Source organism: Nitrosomonas sp. Nm166 (genome assembly GCF_900112825.1).
In the GTDB taxonomy this organism is placed as follows: Bacteria; Pseudomonadota; Gammaproteobacteria; order Burkholderiales; family Nitrosomonadaceae; genus Nitrosomonas.
Genome location: NZ_FONE01000052.1, coordinates 1 through 18,362 on the forward strand (window position 1 = coordinate 1; position 18,362 = coordinate 18,362).

The window sequence follows — 18,362 nt, forward strand, 5'->3', positions numbered from 1 at the left end:
CGAAAAGCTCATATCAATTAACTCAATTGTATGATTAAAAACACTATTATATCATTAATCGCATCTGAAACTGGCTCTGACCGTGCAAAGTTCTCATGGTTTAAGCCTGCCAAGGGACAGTTCCAGATCTACTACAAGCTGGGCACCGAACAGCCGGAGTATGTCCCTGATTTCGTCGCAGAAACGGATTCGGCGATCTTTATGGTGGAAACGAAGGCGCGAACCGACATCAACACCCAAGAAGTTCAGGCGAAAGCAGCTGCGGCAGCACGTTGGTGCAAGCACGCCTCGAATCACGCGGCGACCGTTGGCATCAAGCCGTGGAGGTATTTGCTGGTGTCGCACGATGAGATTACGGAATCGAAGCAGCTGATAGATTTTATTCGCTTTGAGGTGAAATAAGGATCATTAAATCATTCTCAGGGACTTTTTTGGCCAGTAGCTGCGGTTTCCAGGTTCAATGCTTCATTCCGATTTGTCACTTCAGTGCGTGTTAAGGCCGCAGCAAAGAAACTGTCAGTTTGGTGTAGCTTGGGGAATAGTTGCAAAAACTCACCGGTATCCAATGGTATTTTCTGTTGTGACAATAATTCTGCGCAGTTTAATAAGGTAAATTGAGGGTGTGCGGCCAGAAAATCGTGAATAACTGCCTGATTTTCTTCTGGCAGGAAACTGCACGTCGCATATACCAGTCGGCCGCCAGGTTTGAGCAAACTGGCAGCGGCAGAAAGAATAGCGGCTTGCTTTGTTTTCAGTTCGTCGATACTTTGCGGGGATTGGCGCCATTTCAAATCGGGATTGCGCCGTAATGTTCCAAGACCACTACAAGGTGCATCGACCAGTACCCGGTCGATTTTTCCGACCAGCCGTCTGACTTTACTATCATTCTCGTGCATGATGCGTTGAGCATGCAAATTGGATAAACCAGAGCGTTTAAAGCGTGGTTTCAGATTATTCAATTTTTTTTCAGAAACATCAAAAGCATAAAGACGGCCTTTGGAATGCATCAAGGCGCCCAGCAACAGTGATTTTCCACCTGCCCCGGCGCAGAAGTCGACGACCATTTCTCCTCGCTTGGGTGCCAGCAAGTAGCCGAGTAATTGGCTGCCTTCATCCTGGACTTCTATTTTTCCAGATAAGAAGAGCGCATGGCGATTGATCGCTGGTTTACCGATAAGACGAATACCACAAGGAGAATACTGTGTTTCTTGCGCTTCAATACTATCCTGCTTGAATATTTCGAGCACTTGATGACGTTTGGCAAGGAAGGTATTGACTCGCAGATCAAGCGGTGCAGGTTTTTGCAAGGAAAACCCTAGCTCAAGAATTTCCGCATCAGACATAAAACGCTGTAGTTTCTCAACCAGCCATTCAGGAAATTCTGCTTGAACAGATAGTGGCAATGATTCTGGCCGGATCGCCTTGATTTCTGCTAACCATTTTGTTTCAGCTTCGCTGATCAATGGCGCTAATTCGCGCAAATTCATGCCTTGAAATTTGATCAGATAGGCTAAAACCAGGGTGCGAGGCGTTATAAGCTTGGTCAGACTTTCAAGAAAAAAACGATGGCGTAAGATACCAAATACCGTTTCTGCAATGAATGCGCGATCCTGCGCACCGAGCATCGGATTCTCCCGGAAAAAACGCCGCAAGATGGCATCAGCGGGATACTCCAAGGGTAGTACGGTGCGTAGGGCAACAACTGCTGCGTCCAGCTGAGAAGGAGTTAAATGCATGGATTCTGTGATATGAGTTTGACCAGCTAACCAGCCTGATTAATGACCGCCATGACGGCCAGCTTTGTAGCTGATGTTAATTCCGGTCACTATTTTATCGATTTCTCGACCATTTTCTTCAACCGAAACAATGCGAACAGGCAACATATGATTGCTTGGCGCGAGCCATAATTTTCTTTTCAGTTTAGAGTTTTTATCCTCCTGCCGAGTCAATACAATTGCCTCCATTTCTCCGATTGGTGTATTGATGACCTCCTCGGTCACCTTGTAGCGCGACAATCGCAGATGATTGCCATTCGTGACATAGCGCTCTATATAATGTTTGGATAAGGGAGCAAACATGAAGTTGTATGATAAACTCAGACGATCCAGCGTACCTTCGGGCAATTTTTCCTGTACCTGTTTTCCTTTATGTTGCAGTGTGATGATGTGATTTTTCCAATCAAACTCAGCTAGCATAGGTTCTTTCTTGCCACGTTTCTCGTAGGCACGGAAGGGCTTTAATCCTTGTTTGGTAATGATGCCTTCGCTACGTCGCACAATGCTGTTGGGTTCGATGAGTTTGAAAACGCCAGTAGCCTGTGCTTCGCTGTTAATCGTATAGCTATGCCCATCAACATGCGTGATTTCCATCACCTCATTTATTTCTCCTTGACCGATGTCCGTTGTTACAGCATAAGTAATTTCAATGCGTGACGGTATATCAGTTGCAAAACCTGAAGAATGAAATATCCACAACAGAAAAATCAAGGGTAGTAGTTTCATTTCGATAACCCTGGCGAATAAAGTGCTGTTTCACAGATACTAGAATCGATCACTTCAACACGATTTCCACTTAACCTGATCCGATCTTCCATAAACCAGCGTATCGCCTGAGGATAGATGCGGTGCTCCTGCTGTAAAACCCGAGCTGCCAGCGTTTTCTCAGTATCATTGGGCAATACTGGGATGGCAGCCTGCATCACAATAGGGCCATGATCAAGTTGCGGTGTGACAAAGTGCACAGTGCAACCATGGATCTTGATCCCTTCCTGCAGCGCTCGCGCATGCGTTTCCAAACCCGGAAATGCAGGTAATAAGGAAGGATGAATATTCATCAATCGGCCTTGATAACGTTGTACAAAGCGATCACTTAGTATACGCATGAAGCCGGCCAGTGCAACCAGTTTTGGCTGGCAGGCATCAATTTTCTCCGCTAACGTGGCGTCAAATGCCTGACGATCTGGAAAAATGCGATGATCAAGGATAATGGTTTCAACACCATATCTTTTGGCAATTGCTAATCCTGTTGCGCCTGGATTATTACTGATTACCGTAATGCGATCCATTTCAAACTCGGCTTGCAATAATGCCTGCATATTACTACCGCGACCAGAGATCAAAATAACCAATGACTTCATAGCGCTGCTGTTAAGGCAACCCTTACACCAAAACAGTAGCCGCCTGATCGGTCATCCGCTGTTTAATTTGACCGATTTGCCAGACAGTTTCGCCTGAAGCCTGCAGATTGTGCATGGCATCCTCGGCATGCTCGGGTGCCACCACAATTATCATGCCAATACCGCAGTTAAAGACACGTGTCATCTCATGATCGGAGATATTGCCTTGTTGCTGCAACCAGTGAAATAACGGTGGCATTTCCCACGCATTTTTATGCAGAACCGCCATGACCTGATCCGGCAGAATACGTGGCACGTTTTCAATCAGACCGCCGCCGGTAATGTGCACCAGACCTTTGACAGGCAATCGCTTGATTAACGCAAGTAAAGGTTTTACATAAATGCGCGTTGGTGCCAGGAGGGTATCAGCGAATGTTTTGCCATCAAAATCCGCAAATAAATCAATTTGATTATTTTCGATAATCTTGCGAATCAGTGAATAACCATTGGAATGTGCACCACTGGATGTAAGGCCCAACACAATATCGCCTTCTTTTATTGTGGTGCCATTAATAATCTGATCCTTTTCTACCACACCCACCGCAAATCCGGCAAGATCATATTCATCCGGTGGATACATGCCAGGCATTTCAGCCGTTTCTCCACCAATCAATGCACAGCCCGCCAGCTCACATCCTCTGGCGATACCGCTGATCACCGCAGTTGCTGTTTCCACGTTGAGTTTGCCGCAAGCGAAATAATCCAGAAAAAATAAAGGTTCTGCTCCTTGGACCAGGATATCGTTCACACTCATTGCAACCAGATCAATGCCAATGCTGTCATGCCGATTGAGTTGAAAAGCCAGCTTAAGCTTGGTTCCCACACCATCCGTACCAGAAACTAAAACAGGATTCTGATATTTTTTGGAAATTTCAAACAGTGCACCAAAACCACCGATTCCTGTGAGTACTTCAGAGCGTAAGGTACGTTTAGCAAGCGGTTTGATATTTTCAACTAACCGGTCTCCTGCGTCGATGTCTACACCGGCATTACGATAGGTTAGTTGCATTGTGTTGGGACAATCAGAATTTGATGAAGTCAAGTTAAATCTCAGACGATGATTACAAAGAATACTGTTTATAATTTTACCGCAAATGAGCGATGCTTATGCTGTGGATATGTAAAATCAAGCAAGCTATTGTTTTATTTAAAAGCATTCATAAATTTCTTCCAGTTGCGCTGATTTGTAGACCATCAGAAACAAGTAATAAAACTTCCCATATTTTATATTTTCCTTAAATGAAAGAAAAATACTGTAATCCGAAGCGTAAGTTCTGGTGTAAGTTGTTTGGGTGAGTGATATTCATTGTCTTATAATTAGCTCAGAAGCTTTGCTTCTTCATCATGGAAGTTTTTGGTTTTTTTGAAGTAATCAATATAATACGCTTGCCTCTTTCATTTCAGAGTATATTATATAATGATGGTAATTCGATCCACTTAAGTATTAATTTTAATCGAGTATCTGAATTTTACTTCATTCATTGAACAGGAGAATCATATTATGAATATTAAAGTACTCGGATTTCTTTTACTGATAATCTCAGGATTTTCATCTTTCACTTATGCTGATGCTGACTCTAAACAAGAGAAAATAATCGAGAGAATAATCGAGAGAATAATCGAATGGCCTGAGGTGCCTCTCAAAGCTCAGCAAATAATCACTGAACACGCACTAGGTAGAAAAATTTTCAAGGTTAAGCAGGAAAAAATAATCCTAATGACCGATACGGGAGAAAAAAATAAAACTTTCCTTTATTTGGCCGGCGTGCAAGGACTCAAAGGCAAGAAAACCTGGATAATAGTTGATAAAGACGGTGAGTTGATTGATATCGAAGATGAAGATACTGAGATAATATTGGAAGATGAAGCGGAAAACAGGAAAAGCAAAAAAGACAAAAGAAACAATTAAGTGGTATTCAGCATTTTCAATCAAGCATAAAGTAGCTGAATATTCTGTTTTCCGGTCCTTAGTTGATTTATTCCAATTTACATTTCTGCGATGCCTGCGGAATTGAGTGGCTTCAAGTTTTGGCAGTCAACCTTCTGAATGAATACGATCTTATTTTGTTTGGCCTCCCATACTGAGGCAGCATGGGAGGCTTCTCATTTTTTATGAACCTGTATTAAAAACTGCATGAAATGCTGTTTCTTTGCGTCAGAATCAGCCGAAGTAGCGAAGTTAACTTTTAATGCATAGGTCAGTGATAAGTAACACAATCATTGCTATTTTGGCAGCAATATAAAGCAGATGAGTGTATGATTCAGCGTTAATTTTACTTATCGATACCGCCACAGGGCGGTATTAGTTTTTGCTCTTCCGAGAATGTGTGGATTTTAGCTGCCAGTTTTTTGATGGTTTTTTTAAAATGCAGAGGTCGTTCATGTCTTTCAGTATAACCAGCCTGTTATCACAGCATCGTACCGATAAATTTAGCTTGCACGAGCGGTATCTGAATGCTCAGATGGTTAAGGTTTTGAAAACAATTGGCTATGATCGTAACTATCAGCGGGCTATTGGTCAATACTTGTATGATGAGAGCGGCAACGAATACCTTGACTTACTGAGCGGTTTCGGCGTGTATGCATTTGGTCGTAATCATCCGACTGTCATCAATGCCTTGAAAGAAGTGCTGTCTCTCGAAATGCCCGATTTGGTGCAATTGGATGTTTCCGTTCTGAGCGGTCTGCTGGCAAAGGAGCTTTTGACCACTACACCGGATAATCTAGAGCGGGTTTTCTTCTGTAATTCCGGCACAGAAGCGGTTGAGGCAGCGATAAAATTCGCGCGCTATGTTACCAAGCGAAACAGGATTATTTGCTGTGATCATGCCTACCACGGTCTTACGATGGGGGCATTATCCTTAAATGGCGAGCAAATATTCCGTGATGGTTTTGGGCCGTTGTTGCTAGATTGTGGCTCGATTCCTTTTAATGATCTCGAAGCGCTGGAAAGCGCCTTAAGCAGCAGGAATGTAGCTGCTTTTATTGTCGAGCCGATCCAGGGCAAGGGCGTGAATATTCCGGATGATCATTATCTCCCTGAAGTTGAACGGTTATGCAAGAAATATGGCACCTTGTTCGTGGCTGATGAAATTCAAACCGGTATCGGCCGTACTGGAAAATTCTGGGCGATTGACCATTGGCATGTGAAGCCAGACATGATCTGTATGGCCAAAGCCCTGTCCGGTGGTTTTGTGCCAGTTGGTGCTGTGGCCATGACCCAGCAGATTATGGAAAGCGTGTTTAACCGGATGGATCGCGCAGTTGTACATGGTTCCACCTTTTCCAAGAATAATATGGCGATGGCGGCTGGTCTGGCTAGCCTGGAGATAATTAAAGCTGAGAATCTGGTCGAAAACAGCGCGAAAATTGGTGCGGATATCATTAGCGGATTGAACGCACTGGCCGGTCAGTATGAGTTCTTGAAAGAAGTGCGCGGCAAAGGTTCAATGATTGCGGTTGAATTCAAGTCCCCTAGCAGTCTGTCATTAAAAGCTGCCTGGATGATGCTGGAAGCGGCCAATAAAGGGTTATTCTGCCAGATGATTACTATTCCGCTATTCAAAGAGCATAGAATTCTGACACAAGTGGCAGGGCATGGTATGAATGTGGTCAAGCTGTTGCCGCCATTCATATTGACTCAAAAAGACCTTGATCACATCATTCGTGCATTTACCAAGACAATTGCAGCTACTCATCAAGTTCCTGGCTCCATTTGGGAACTCGGCAAAAATCTTGCCAGTCATGCATTGAAAGCAAGAGCTGGCTAGCACAGCAATATATGAGCACTGAACATTCCGGCGGCATCCATTATCTGTGGTGGTTGGTACTGGTTTGCGTGACAGGTGGGCTGATCTACCTGCTCAGTCCAATACTGACGCCCTTTCTGCTGGCAGCAGTGATTGCTTATATCTGTAATCCGATGGTTAGCTACATGGTCGACAGGAAAATACCGCGCACGATAGGCGCGATACTAGTTATGCTGCTGTTGCTTGGCGTATTTGCGGCCCTGATTCTGATCATGGTACCGCTATTTGAAGAAGAGGCGAGGCGATTGCTGAACAGGATGCCAGTTTATCTGGATATGCTTAAGAATCAAGTGATTCCTTGGCTGGAAGTAAGATTGAACATCAGCTTGCAGCCGGATATGAATGTATTAAAAGAGGCCATCACGAAGCACTGGCAAAGCGCGGGCGGTATGGCAGCCAAAGTACTGCCTTCTTTAACCAGTGGCGGAATGGTGATTGTGGAATTTTTGGTCAATCTGTTGCTGGTGCCGGTCGTATTGTTTTATCTGTTACGTGATTGGGATAAGCTGATCAAATTGATTGATGAGATGATTCCACGGTACTGGCATCACCAGATTTCTCTATTAGCTCGTGAAACGGATCGGATTCTGGCGGAATTTTTGCGTGGACAATTATCGGTCATTGCGCTGATGAGCATGTGCTATATCACGGGTCTCTGGCTGGTGGGGCTGGAATTTGCATTACCGATCGGATTAGTGGCCGGTATTCTGGTATTTGTGCCGTATCTGGGAATGATTGTTGGCTTGACGCTGGCGACCTTTGCCGCATTGATGCAATTTCAAGGCTGGAGTGGGGTAATTCCGGTATGGATCGTATTCGGCATCGGTCAATTGCTCGAAGGCATGTTGATCACACCCTGGTTGGTGGGCGATCGCATCGGATTGCATCCGGTCATGGTGATTTTTGCATTATTGGCATTCGGCCAATTATTCGGCTTCTTCGGAATCCTGCTGGCACTTCCAGTAAGTGCTGTGATGCTGGTTTGGTTACGCCATCTTCATCAGCGCTATCTCGTAAGCGATTTCTACAATTGATGATTGTTATTAATAAAGCAGATAAACCGGAACATTGAATAATTACGATGCAACAATTGCTATTGGACATTCAATCCACGCCATTACCAACACTAGTAAATTTCGTGCCGGGACGTAACACTGAGCTACTGCAAGCACTGACAAATATTTTGTCAAAACTGGAAAAAGAGCGCTTCGTTTATTTATGGGGCGGCCTGGGGTGTGGTAAAAGCCATTTGTTGCACGCAATGGTAGATGCCTGTACACAAAAAAACTTAAAAGCGGTATATTTCTCCGCCAAAAAGCATGGCAAATTTTCTATTGATAGCGATGTCGATTGCATCGCAATTGATGACATCGACTGCCTGAATGCATCAGCTCAAATTGAATTGTTTAATCTTTATAATCAATTGCGTGACGAAGGTAATACTTTTTTGCTGATGAGTGGCGTAGCTGCACCAATGTATCTGGATATGCGGCAAGATTTGGTCACGCGTTTGGGGTGGGGGCTGGTGTATCAGGTTCATGAATTAACTGAAGCGGAAAAAATACAGGCAATGAAAAGCCATGCTGCTGATTGTGGCTTTGATTTGCCGCAGGAAGTTTGTCTTTATCTGTTACGGCATGGCCGGCGTGACCTGCCGTCATTAATGATGACGCTCGATGCGCTGGATCGTTATTCTCTGGTTCATCAGCGTCAAATTACCATACCTTTATTACGAGAATTATTACAGGTGGTTTCATGAACTTAGCATTATTCGATCTGGATAACACCTTGATTGCGGGTGATAGCGATTTCCAATGGGCGCAATTTTTAATTGAAAAGAAAGCACTGGATCGTGAACTGCACGAGGCCAAGAATATAGAATTTTATGAGCAATATAAGGCGGGGACGCTAGATATTCATGAGTTTCTGGATTTTCAGCTAAAGCCGCTGGCGCGTCATTCGCGCACGCAGCTGGAGGCATGGCGCAGTGAATTTATGCATAAAAAGATTATGCCTCTGATTGCGCCGGGCACGCGTCAGTTGATTGAACGGCATATGCTGGATAATGATCTGTGCATCATCATCACCGCTACCAACAGTTTTGTCACAGCGCCCATCGCACAGGCATTGGGTATCAGTCATTTAATTGCTACCGAGCCAGAACAGAGAGATGGCGAATTCACCGGCCGGGTGTCAGGAACACCTTCTTTTAGGGAAGGAAAAATTGAGCGGTTGGAGAAATGGCTGGATTCGCATAATCTAACCTGGCTATCCTTTCTGCGCAGCTGGTTTTATAGCGATTCCCTCAATGACTTACCCTTGCTTTGCAAAGTAACGCATCCGGTCGCCGTAGACCCGGACGCCACACTGAGAAGCCATGCGGAGAGAAATAACTGGCCGATTATCAGTTTGCGCTAGATAGCGTCGTCCAAGATAGTAAGAATGGTATATATTGGCACTTACCAATTTCTAATGAGCGTTGAGAAGCTGAACGTTACAGATTTTCGTAATATTTTGCTGGATATGCGCTTCTGCAGCAGTCAAAGTCAAACCGATATGCTTTGCGCGCAAGTTAAAAGACTTACCTGCAGACAGCAAAGTGAATATCCTGCAATTTACCGATAAGCAATATGAACGCGCTTTACTTTTATCATTACTTTCGCGGAAAAGCCAAACAATCAAGTAAAAAAATCATCCGATCAGTATGAACTTTTCTGATGATCATCAGGATTTTCTCACTTGCTCGCACATAAACTTCATGAACAATCATGGGGTTCAGGTGCGGCTAGTTCGGCATATTGGGATTTGTGCTTTGGCGGAAATTTTAAGCTGCATAACTTACCATAAGCTGTGAACCACCGGCAGAACCGGTGGGTATTTGATATTTGACTTCGAGTTCTATTATTTTGGTGATGCAGGAGCTGCTTCCGGTGAGGTTGAAAGTTCAGTAACAAAAATTTCAACGCGGCGGTTTTCTGCCCTATTTGCGGGCGTGTCATTGGCGACAACTGGCTCGCGAGAACCACGGCCGTCAATCTGAATACGATTGCTGGATACGCCACGGCTCACTAGATAATCGCGCGTGCTGGCGGCCCGATTCACTGATAAAGGATTATTAATCGCATCGCTGCCGGTATTGTCAGTATGGCCAATAATGGTAACAGCCGTACCAGCATTATTCTGTAGACTCGTTGCGAAGCTATCAAGGATCGGCCTGAAATCCGGTTTGATATCAGATCGTCCCGAATCAAAAGAAATATCGCTGGGAATATTAAGCTTGAGGCGATTGTCTTCGGTTTGTGAAACTTGCACACCTGTGCCTGCTGTGGCTGTTTCCATTTGTCTTTTCTGCTCTTCCATGCGTTGAGACCATAAATAGCCTGCGCCTGCCCCTAAAAGAGCACCTGAACCCGCACCGATTGCGGCACCTCTGCCGCCACCGATGAGCGCTCCAAGCGCAGCGCCTGCCCCTGCACCAAGCGCCCCTCCCTGTGCCGTCGTGCGTTGTGATTCCGTCATGGTTGCGCAACCACTCAATGCCATGATGATTGAAGAAATTATTAGTATTGTTCGTGCCTTCATAAGTGCCTCCTTGCTTTGATAACAGGTTGTACTGTAACAGAAGAAACAAAAAGTTCAATCTTTACTCTGCCCTACCTCATATGCTGTCATTTTACACTCAAGGGTTCTCGTAAAGTAGTTAGTCAACTCACCAGAATAAGATTTATCACAAGAAAATAATAATATCATTCATGCACTTGCCTGGGCTTCTGTTCAATGGTTATATTCTTCTTAATGATAGCCTGTGCACGGTCAATTTTTACAGTGTCTTTTTTTAGAATCTCTTTTTTGTCGATAGATTTGATACTGATACTATGTTCGCCTACCGGTACATTACCCAGCACATAAAATCCTTTTTCGTCTGTGATTGAGTGTATCTGAGGGGATTCGGATAAAAGCACTTCTACTTTCTCTGCTGGTCCTTCTGTGTTATCACCTTTTTTAAATGTAACAACGCCAGCAACTGCCCCGTATTGCGGCAACTTAGCAGTTTCCGGAGTAATTTTATTCGCAAGGGATCGAATCATCAGCAGGATCGTCTCTGACGCGAACCCGGCAGTAAATGCCAAAACAACAGCCTGAGTTGTATTACTGGGTTCAATCAAATAATAAGCAAGAATTGCAAGGAAAGGGGCTGAGATAAATTGCACCATATGAAATATCAGGTGTTCACGGAACTCATATTGCGTCAATTTAGGCTGTGTTTCCGTGGCTACATATTCTGATCCTACCTGCTTCTGAAGCTCCGGCAGTCGCCTGGTCAGGCTAATACTACCCCCCATCAGCGCAAGAATAATAAAATAGAGCGGAATGAGCAGCCCATCACTTACCTGGCAAGTAAAAGTTTTTCCGTATTCACTATTGCTGTCATTCGAATTACACTCCTGTATATATCCACCGATGTTTATAACCCACGCATGGCCTACACTCACTGAGGAAATTGCTTGAATTGGCTGGGTTGGTTGGGTTGACTGAGTTGGTTGGGTTGACGGGGTCGGCTGGGTTGACGGGATTGGTCGAGTTGGTTGATCACTTTGACCGCCTCCTGAAGTCGCTTGAGGTTGATTCTGTTTTTCACTTAAACTAGATTCTTCGCAACGTAAATTTTTAGCTTTACTATCCAGAGTACAACCAATAAAAACGGCAATCGGCCGTTCCCGAAGAGTTCGAAGGTATTCATTTTTATCAGACTGGGAAGACTGCTTAGCTTGCGCGTTCTTTTCAGAACCTGATTTTCCCTCTTCCCATTTCTCAGCTTGCTTGACCTGATCAGGGCTAGAATTGTCAGCATCCGGCTTAGTATCGAAAAGAGGATTAATAAAAGGATAGAAAGTCAATAAAAGTGATAACAACATAAAACTGTAAGCAAATATCATCCACTTGTTTCGCTGCACAGATCTTTTTCTTTCTATTTCTTCTCTGTTTATTTTTCCTTTGCCATTTTGATTTGATTCCTCTATGGGTAGCGATTCGATCGGGTCAGTATAAATTTGCACGAAAATTATACACATCGCGATAACGACTGGCAGAATGGGAAAATTTGGAGGAAAATCAGGAAGATTTTTTATTGAATCAATAATAAAGAGCACGAAACCAGCCAACAGGTTAAGAAAATGAGCGGCTGCCCATAAGGGATTGGCTTCTGTCCATTTTCCTGCCCCTTCGAGAATCCATGTCCAAAAATTACGAAAAGTACGAAAAGGCTTATTTGTAGTATTTTCACCTTGCTGATTTTCATTCATTGAAATTCATCCTTTCTTAATTGGCGGAATCATCCCAAAGGCAAAATTTGATCGTTAATAAATCGTTTGATTTTGACTCATTAATTAGATGATTAGCTTAATATTCCTATTACACCTCATAAAAAAATTAATGGCTAGAATTACTTTATTTTCCCCGCATAAACAGTTTATCCAAATCACTCAGACTGGTTTCAAACCAGGTCGGCCTGCCGTGATTGCATTGATCTGCGCGTTCGGTGATTTCCATGTCACGTAACAAAGCGTTCATTTCCTCAATGGTCAGTTTGCGATTGGCGCGGATTGCGCCATGGCAAGCCAGGGTGGAAAGTATTTCATTGCGCTTGGCGGTTAAAATCTGACTGGCGCCGTACTCATGGATTTCCCACAGGATATCGTGGGTTAACTGCACAATATCGGCCTGCTGCAGGGTAGCCGGAACTGCGCGCACTGCCAGGGTAGTGGGTGAAAGGATTGCGATTTCAAACCCCAGTTGATGTAGTGTTGCCGGGTTTTCTTCCACAACGGCGATTTCCAAGCCATTGGCATGAAAAGTAACCGGAATCAATAGGGATTGCATCAGCATGTTTTGATCATCAAGCGCTTGCTTGAATTTTTCGTACATAATTCGCTCATGTGCTGCATGCATATCCACCACCACCAGGCCACGGGCATTCTGCGCCAAGATATAGATACCGTGCAATTGCCCCAGAGCGAAGCCGAGCGGATGAATATCCTGTTTCTGTTCTGTTACGATGCATTGGTCAGATTTTTTTGCTGGAACAGCAGGTGTTGTGTTTATTGGCTGTACGGGATAGGAGTGGGTTTCTGTTGTACCGAATAAAGTGCCATAAAAGTTCGAAGGTTGCGATACCGTGCCGGGTTTTATCTGACTGGCACTAGGATAAGCAGAGAATGACCGGGATATTGGCGCAGACCGATCTGTTTTCGTGCTCCTTTTCGGTGTAGCCAATGCCTTGTTGATCGCATGAAAAATAAATTGATGCAACGCGCGTGGTTCCCGAAAGCGGACTTCAGTCTTGGTTGGATGCACATTCACATCAATGCTTTCCGGATTGATTTCGAGAAACAACACAAAAGCCGGGTATCGGTCCAAATGCAGTACATCCCGGTAGGCCTCGCGTAAAGCATGTGAAATCAGTTTATCGTTGACAAAACGGTTATTGACAAAAAAATACTGAGCATCGCGTGAGGAACGCGCATAGGCCGGTAGCGCCACCATGCCATATAAGCGCATATCGGCTGCTTGCTCATCAACCAGTGCAGCAGCTTGACCAAACTCTTCACCCAGTATTGAGGTAATTCTTTGCGCTGGACTTGCGGCACGTAACTGGCGGCGCATTTTACCGTTATGCTGCAAAACAAATTCAATGTCGGATTGAGATAGCGCAATACGTTTGAAGGCTTCGTCGCAGTGCGCAAACTCGGTGGCTTCCGATTTCAGAAACTTACGCCTGGCGGGAATGTTGAAATATAAGTCGTTAACGTCCAGCGTCGTTCCTGTAGTCAATGAAGAAGGAATGGGTTGCAGGACGGATTTGCCGTCCACTTGTATCTGCCAGGCATGCTCTTGCCCGGCTTGACGGCTGGCCAAGGTCAATCTTGACACCGCGGCGATACTAGCAAGCGCCTCCCCGCGAAAACCCAGACTGGTGATTTTCTGTAGATCTTCCAGTCTGCTGATTTTACTGGTGCTATGACGTGTCAGCGCTAACAATAACTCATCCTTGGCAATACCCATGCCATCGTCCCTGACGCGAATTTGCTTAACGCCACCTTGCTGGAGTTGCACGGTAATCTTCCTTGCGCCCGCATCGATGCTATTTTCCAGAATTTCCTTGAGTGCTGAGGCAGGGCGATCGACCACCTCACCGGCGGCGATCTGGTTTATCAATAACTCGGGAAGTGGTTTAATCGTGGCCATAGAAAATTAGGAATTTAAAAATTGTTATTATATTAATCGAAATTTATGCTTCAATTGTTTTGGTAGTCATTCAAATGCGTCAAATCATTGGAGGAATTGCGATGTTATCAATAGATAAATTAAAGTCCCATATTCCAGATGCTGTGCTTGATCAAATTCATGATTGTGCAGAAAAATTTAATATCGATACGCCATTGCGCCTGGCGCATTTTCTGGCGCAATGCGCGCATGAAAGCGCGGAGTTTAAAGCACCTGAAGAGAATTTAAATTACTCAGCTGAGAGACTGAAAAAGAAATTCTCTAAATATTTTTCTGGCGACTTGGCCGATCGTTATGCACGTCAACCCGAGAAAATTGCGTCACGGATTTATGGCAACAGGATGGGCAATGGCGACGAAGCCAGCAAAGAAGGTTATCAATATCGCGGCAGAGGTTACATTCAATTGACGGGTAAAGATAACTACCGCGCATTTGCACAAAGCATTGGTGATGACGTTGTCAAACATCCGAGTTTGGTCGCCACCAAATATCCGCTATTGTCAGCCGCCTGGTTCTGGGATATGCGTTCGCTGAATCAATTAGCTGATCAAGGGTCAAGTGATGAAGTAGTGGCGAAAATCACTAAAAAAGTGAACGGCGGCTTCAATGGGCTCGATGACCGGATCAAGCATTTTAAAAATTATTATGCCTTGCTGACTTGAAAACAGTTGCTTGCATCATTGGCCTGATAGGTCTGGTTTCTGTACCGGCCAGTGCAGCCGGGACAGCAGAATCGCACTGCCAAAAGCCAGAACAGATCATATTTTCCTGCTCTCTGGGTAAGAAGATGGTTTCGGTGTGCGCATCGCATGATTTTTCCTCCAGCAATGGTTATCTGCAGTATCGGTTTGGAGAAAAAGGCGCGCTCGAACTAGCATTTCCGCCTTTGACAGAATCAACTCGATCATCTCAGTATATTCAAGCACGTACCTTGATGTTCGCAGGCGGTGGTGGCGCTTATCTGCGTTTTATCAAAGAGCAATACAATTATATTGTATACACTGCGATTGGTAAGGGCTGGGGCGCAAAAGACGGAGTTGCAGTTGAGAAAAATAGTCAATTGATTACCAATCTGGAGTGTCAGGATATTCCCATCTCAAAATTAAATGAAGAATTCTTTAGTCGTGCCGGACTATCCGTTGATCAGGATGAATTCCAGATTCCTGGTCTTGACTAATCAAGATTCTGCTAAGGTGGCGGCGTTATAAAGAACTCGCGTATCAGAAAATCTTCAAGTCCCGCTGTATCTTTTTCGCGTGCTGACAAGACGACAACACGGTGCAAACGGTGAGATTCCCAATTGAAATCTTCCTTGTAATATTGACGAATTAATTGGATCATACGGCGTACAATGGCGCGTTCAATATCGCCATCTGGCCCGGCGTCGACTTGAATCATTTGCAATCGGGGATTGCTTTGACCAGTAGTCCAGGCACGGAATGAAAATTCCGCCGTACGCGGACCGATGCGGAGGATCTGAAATATGCCGCTGGTACCGGGCATTTGCAAATTTCTTCTGACATTCGCCATGCGAACTTCATCGGCAGAGGGTTGTGGTGGCGTAGCACTGGCCGCGCTTTCCTGGTTATCAAAAATTCCTTCCGCCGCACGGCGGCGTGCTTTAGCCTGATTGATATAATCTGAGAGATCCATTGGCGCATCTGGAGCAGGAGCAGCCTTAGGTGGCGCTTTGGTGATGGCTTTTTCTTTAGCAGGCTGGGTTAGTGCAGGCTTGCTGGGCTTCTCAGCCGCTTTAGGCTTGGGTTGTGAGCGCGATGGTGGACTCTGAGCCGGAAGCGGTGGTAATTTGGGTGCCGGCTTGGCCTCTTCCACAACCTTTGGTTTTTCCGGTTGCGGTGGTGCACGAGGTGCAGAAGGTGCAGAAGCTGGCAACGAGTTCTTAGCATCCTCCGTTTCGGTTAAATCAATAAAGCTGGCGGCAATTGGAGGTGGTGGCGGCTCTACCTCCGGTATAGACAAAAAGAATCCCACGCCCCAAACGATCAGCAGCCAAACGAGCGCAGCCAGTGGCAGTGGCCACCACAGGCGAATCTCTGTCGATCTGGAGCTTGCCATTGTTTCGTTCGCTATTTATGTTTGACCGCAATCAGAAAATGCTGAGCACCGGCAGATCGTGCGCGCAGCATTGCCTGCACAACAATACCTTGCGGTGCTTCGTTATCTGCAGACACAATTAATTTCTGTTTAGAGTCCGCAAGTAACGGCTTGAGTGTCGCCGCCAGCGTATCCAGCGTAACCGACGTTTGATTAATATAAATTTTACTGTCCTTGGTCAACGTCAACGTCACAGGCTTCTCGGCACTGAGCTTCTCAGCCTCTCCTTCAGGCAGGTTGACCTGTAACGAATCCAGATTTTGCATCGATAAAGAAGCCAGCATGAATGTCGCCAGCAAGAAAAACATCACGTCGATCATCGGGATGATTTCAATTTTGCCTTTCTGAATGGGGCGGGATTTACGAAGCTTCATGGGTATTGTCCTGTTGATCCAGTCGGATGTGGTCGATTAGCCGTGTACCCAAACGCTCCATTTCATCCATGGTCAACGACTGCAAACGGGAAAAATAGTTGAATCCAAACAATGCCACCAGCGCAATCGCCAGGCCCACCACCGTGGCGATCAACGCTTCTGCAACACCGCCCGTAACCGCGGTAGGGTTAACAATACCTTCGCTGCCAATGACCTGGAAGGCACGCATCATACCAATCACGGTTCCAACCAATCCCAGCAGTGGCGCGGCTGTCACAATAGTTTCCAAGGCCCAGAGCCGACGCGCCAGTGACTCTTCGATAATTTGCGCTTCATCGGCAGCACGGGATTCTGTCCACCATGCCGGTTTATGTCGATTGGAAATCACCACTTCAAAGAAACGCTTGTAATAATGGCGTTTATCTAACCCGGAAAGTATTTTCTCCAAATCGTCCCATTTAAAGCCATATGTTTCCACCAGATTTAGCAAATCGCTGGAAAGACGTGCATAGCGCCAATAAATAAATGCTTTTTCAAGCATAATTGCCAAAGCGATCACTGCCAATAAAGACAGCGGCACAATGATAATTCCGCCGAGCTTTAACATGACCCAGGCTTGATTTAATTCTTCCATATATCACTCCAGATTTAGGATATTCACAAAGCTATAGATTAATAGTATCAATTAGAAAATTTATTGAACGCAAGAGATCTTTGCAGTCAATCGAAGTGTGAGGAATGTCTGTATAAAATCTGCTGTTATTCCAATATAATCAAAATTACAAGCACATTATTGTGTGATTTCATTGAACAACTGAAGTGGACCTTTGCAATAGATCGGATAGATGCTAAGAATAGTTGAAAACACGGGCAGTTGGAACTATTTCAGAGCAAAGCGATGCGCTTTTATAGCATTCTGCAACAAAGCAATGAAATTTACACTGATTACTTTCGTTTGGAAATTCTGAACAAGAGATATCAGCGAAACAGAGCACTTAAAAAGGATGGGTAATGAAAAAGTGTTTATCATTAATTTTCCTGCTCATGATAGTCACACCTGTGCAGGCCCGATGGGTTGTCATAAACTCTGCCGCCAAGCAAGGTGAGGCCCACTATTTTGATCCACAAACCCTGCAAAAAAATGATCAATTCAGAAAGATCTGGATATTGTCCAGCTACGATGAGAAGCAAAAAGGCGGATATCATGCAATTAAGTCGTTGTATGAATTTGATTGCTCTCATGGCAAGGCATGATCGCTCACTACGCTGTTGTATCCAGATAAGAAAGCTTCCAATACTGTGATTGGTGCTCATCATGCAGAATCTCAGGATTGGTTCGGTTTTGCACCCAATTCTTTTTTTCAGTATCTATCGAGAACTATTTGTATTGATTGAGAGTTTAGAGTCAATATTAAGTAGTTCAGTCTGAACAATCCACAACATTCTGATTCTGTGTGATGAATTGATGAATTAAGGCGATTAAATTCACCAGTTTTTGGTAAAATTGCTACAATTTCCTGCAAATTTAGCGAGGGTTAGATGGGGCCAAAGCCGTGCACGCAAAAGAGTAATGACCTGTTCCGCCAGCGACTGGACGAACTGGTC

General features: G+C 44.8%; 19 protein-coding genes. 9 read left to right on the top strand and 10 right to left on the bottom strand.

The window, feature by feature from the left end:
* Positions 1 to 30 precede the first annotated feature (30 nt).
* The gene (locus tag BM021_RS12965; RefSeq protein ID WP_256207918.1) at positions 31 to 402 is read left to right on the top strand and encodes a hypothetical protein; all 372 of its coding nucleotides are present in this window, start codon (positions 31 to 33) and stop codon (positions 400 to 402) included.
* A 17-nt stretch (positions 403 to 419) separates the two neighbouring features.
* Here BM021_RS12965 and BM021_RS12970 read toward each other — a convergent pair whose 3' ends face one another.
* From BM021_RS12970 to purM, 4 genes are read right to left on the bottom strand one after another with little or no spacing between them, the layout of a single operon-like run.
* The gene (locus BM021_RS12970; RefSeq protein ID WP_090721448.1) at positions 420 to 1,736 is read right to left on the bottom strand and encodes an RsmB/NOP family class I SAM-dependent RNA methyltransferase; all 1,317 of its coding nucleotides are present in this window, start codon (positions 1,734 to 1,736) and stop codon (positions 420 to 422) included.
* A gap of 39 nt (positions 1,737 to 1,775) precedes the next feature.
* Positions 1,776 to 2,501 carry a DUF3108 domain-containing protein gene (locus tag BM021_RS12975; protein ID WP_090721449.1) on the bottom strand — a complete coding sequence of 242 codons (726 nt, stop codon included), beginning with the start codon at positions 2,499 to 2,501 and terminating at the stop codon, positions 1,776 to 1,778.
* Entirely contained in the window at positions 2,498 to 3,136 is a 639-nt protein-coding gene (gene purN / locus BM021_RS12980; RefSeq protein WP_090721450.1) for a phosphoribosylglycinamide formyltransferase, read from the bottom strand. Before purN ends, BM021_RS12975 begins: the two co-directional genes overlap by 4 nt.
* A 22-nt stretch (positions 3,137 to 3,158) precedes the next feature.
* Positions 3,159 to 4,217, bottom strand: a complete 1,059-nt coding sequence (purM, locus tag BM021_RS12985) for a phosphoribosylformylglycinamidine cyclo-ligase (protein ID WP_305728877.1) — start codon at positions 4,215 to 4,217, stop codon at positions 3,159 to 3,161.
* 459 nt (positions 4,218 to 4,676) lie between these two features.
* Here purM and BM021_RS12990 point away from each other — a divergent pair, with 459 nt between their 5' ends.
* The 5 genes from BM021_RS12990 to BM021_RS13010 all read left to right on the top strand — a co-directional run bounded on the left by BM021_RS12990 (position 4,677) and on the right by BM021_RS13010 (position 9,402).
* Positions 4,677 to 5,084 carry a hypothetical protein gene (locus BM021_RS12990; protein ID WP_090721452.1) on the top strand — a complete coding sequence of 136 codons (408 nt, stop codon included), beginning with the start codon at positions 4,677 to 4,679 and terminating at the stop codon, positions 5,082 to 5,084.
* 472 nt (positions 5,085 to 5,556) lie between these two features.
* Positions 5,557 to 6,945: an aspartate aminotransferase family protein gene (locus BM021_RS12995; protein ID WP_090721453.1), complete on the top strand. Its 1,389-nt coding sequence runs from the start codon at positions 5,557 to 5,559 to the stop codon at positions 6,943 to 6,945.
* An 11-nt stretch (positions 6,946 to 6,956) separates the two neighbouring features.
* Entirely contained in the window at positions 6,957 to 8,018 is a 1,062-nt protein-coding gene (locus tag BM021_RS13000; protein WP_090721454.1) for an AI-2E family transporter, read from the top strand.
* A 47-nt stretch (positions 8,019 to 8,065) separates the two neighbouring features.
* A complete protein-coding gene (gene hda / locus BM021_RS13005; RefSeq protein ID WP_090721455.1) occupies positions 8,066 to 8,743 on the top strand; it encodes a DnaA regulatory inactivator Hda in 678 nt (225 codons plus the stop codon).
* The gene (locus tag BM021_RS13010) at positions 8,740 to 9,402 is read left to right on the top strand and encodes a histidinol-phosphatase (protein ID WP_090721456.1); all 663 of its coding nucleotides are present in this window, start codon (positions 8,740 to 8,742) and stop codon (positions 9,400 to 9,402) included. Before hda ends, BM021_RS13010 begins: the two co-directional genes overlap by 4 nt.
* 483 nt (positions 9,403 to 9,885) lie before the next feature.
* On the opposite strand, the gene BM021_RS13015 is transcribed toward BM021_RS13010, so the two are convergent.
* From BM021_RS13015 to mutL, 3 genes are all read right to left on the bottom strand, one after another.
* Positions 9,886 to 10,566, bottom strand: coding sequence for a YiaD family glycine zipper/OmpA-like lipoprotein (locus BM021_RS13015; RefSeq protein ID WP_090721457.1), 681 nt, complete (start codon positions 10,564 to 10,566; stop codon positions 9,886 to 9,888).
* A 164-nt stretch (positions 10,567 to 10,730) separates the two neighbouring features.
* Positions 10,731 to 12,287 carry a hypothetical protein gene (locus BM021_RS13020; protein WP_090721458.1) on the bottom strand — a complete coding sequence of 519 codons (1,557 nt, stop codon included), beginning with the start codon at positions 12,285 to 12,287 and terminating at the stop codon, positions 10,731 to 10,733.
* A gap of 145 nt (positions 12,288 to 12,432) precedes the next feature.
* Positions 12,433 to 14,229 carry a DNA mismatch repair endonuclease MutL gene (gene mutL, locus BM021_RS13025; RefSeq protein WP_090721459.1) on the bottom strand — a complete coding sequence of 599 codons (1,797 nt, stop codon included), beginning with the start codon at positions 14,227 to 14,229 and terminating at the stop codon, positions 12,433 to 12,435.
* A 101-nt stretch (positions 14,230 to 14,330) separates the two neighbouring features.
* Here mutL and BM021_RS13030 point away from each other — a divergent pair, with 101 nt between their 5' ends.
* Together BM021_RS13030 and BM021_RS13035 are read left to right on the top strand one after the other, a co-directional pair.
* Positions 14,331 to 14,930, top strand: a complete 600-nt coding sequence (locus BM021_RS13030) for a glycoside hydrolase family 19 protein (protein ID WP_090721460.1) — start codon at positions 14,331 to 14,333, stop codon at positions 14,928 to 14,930.
* Positions 14,927 to 15,445: a hypothetical protein gene (locus BM021_RS13035; protein ID WP_090721461.1), complete on the top strand. Its 519-nt coding sequence runs from the start codon at positions 14,927 to 14,929 to the stop codon at positions 15,443 to 15,445. The genes BM021_RS13030 and BM021_RS13035 overlap by 4 nt, the downstream gene beginning before the upstream one ends.
* Positions 15,446 to 15,456: 11 nt before the next feature.
* Here BM021_RS13035 and BM021_RS13040 read toward each other — a convergent pair whose 3' ends face one another.
* From BM021_RS13040 to BM021_RS13050, 3 genes are read right to left on the bottom strand one after another with little or no spacing between them, the layout of a single operon-like run.
* Positions 15,457 to 16,344 (bottom strand): hypothetical protein, encoded by an 888-nt coding sequence (locus tag BM021_RS13040; RefSeq protein ID WP_090721462.1) that lies wholly within the window; start codon positions 16,342 to 16,344, stop codon positions 15,457 to 15,459.
* A gap of 11 nt (positions 16,345 to 16,355) precedes the next feature.
* The gene (locus tag BM021_RS13045; protein WP_090721463.1) at positions 16,356 to 16,757 is read right to left on the bottom strand and encodes an ExbD/TolR family protein; all 402 of its coding nucleotides are present in this window, start codon (positions 16,755 to 16,757) and stop codon (positions 16,356 to 16,358) included.
* Positions 16,744 to 17,391 (bottom strand): MotA/TolQ/ExbB proton channel family protein, encoded by a 648-nt coding sequence (locus BM021_RS13050; protein ID WP_090721464.1) that lies wholly within the window; start codon positions 17,389 to 17,391, stop codon positions 16,744 to 16,746. The genes BM021_RS13045 and BM021_RS13050 overlap by 14 nt, the downstream gene beginning before the upstream one ends.
* Before the next feature lie 377 nt (positions 17,392 to 17,768).
* Here BM021_RS13050 and BM021_RS16240 point away from each other — a divergent pair, with 377 nt between their 5' ends.
* A complete protein-coding gene (locus tag BM021_RS16240; protein WP_256207919.1) occupies positions 17,769 to 18,011 on the top strand; it encodes a surface-adhesin E family protein in 243 nt (80 codons plus the stop codon).
* Positions 18,012 to 18,362 lie beyond the last annotated feature (351 nt).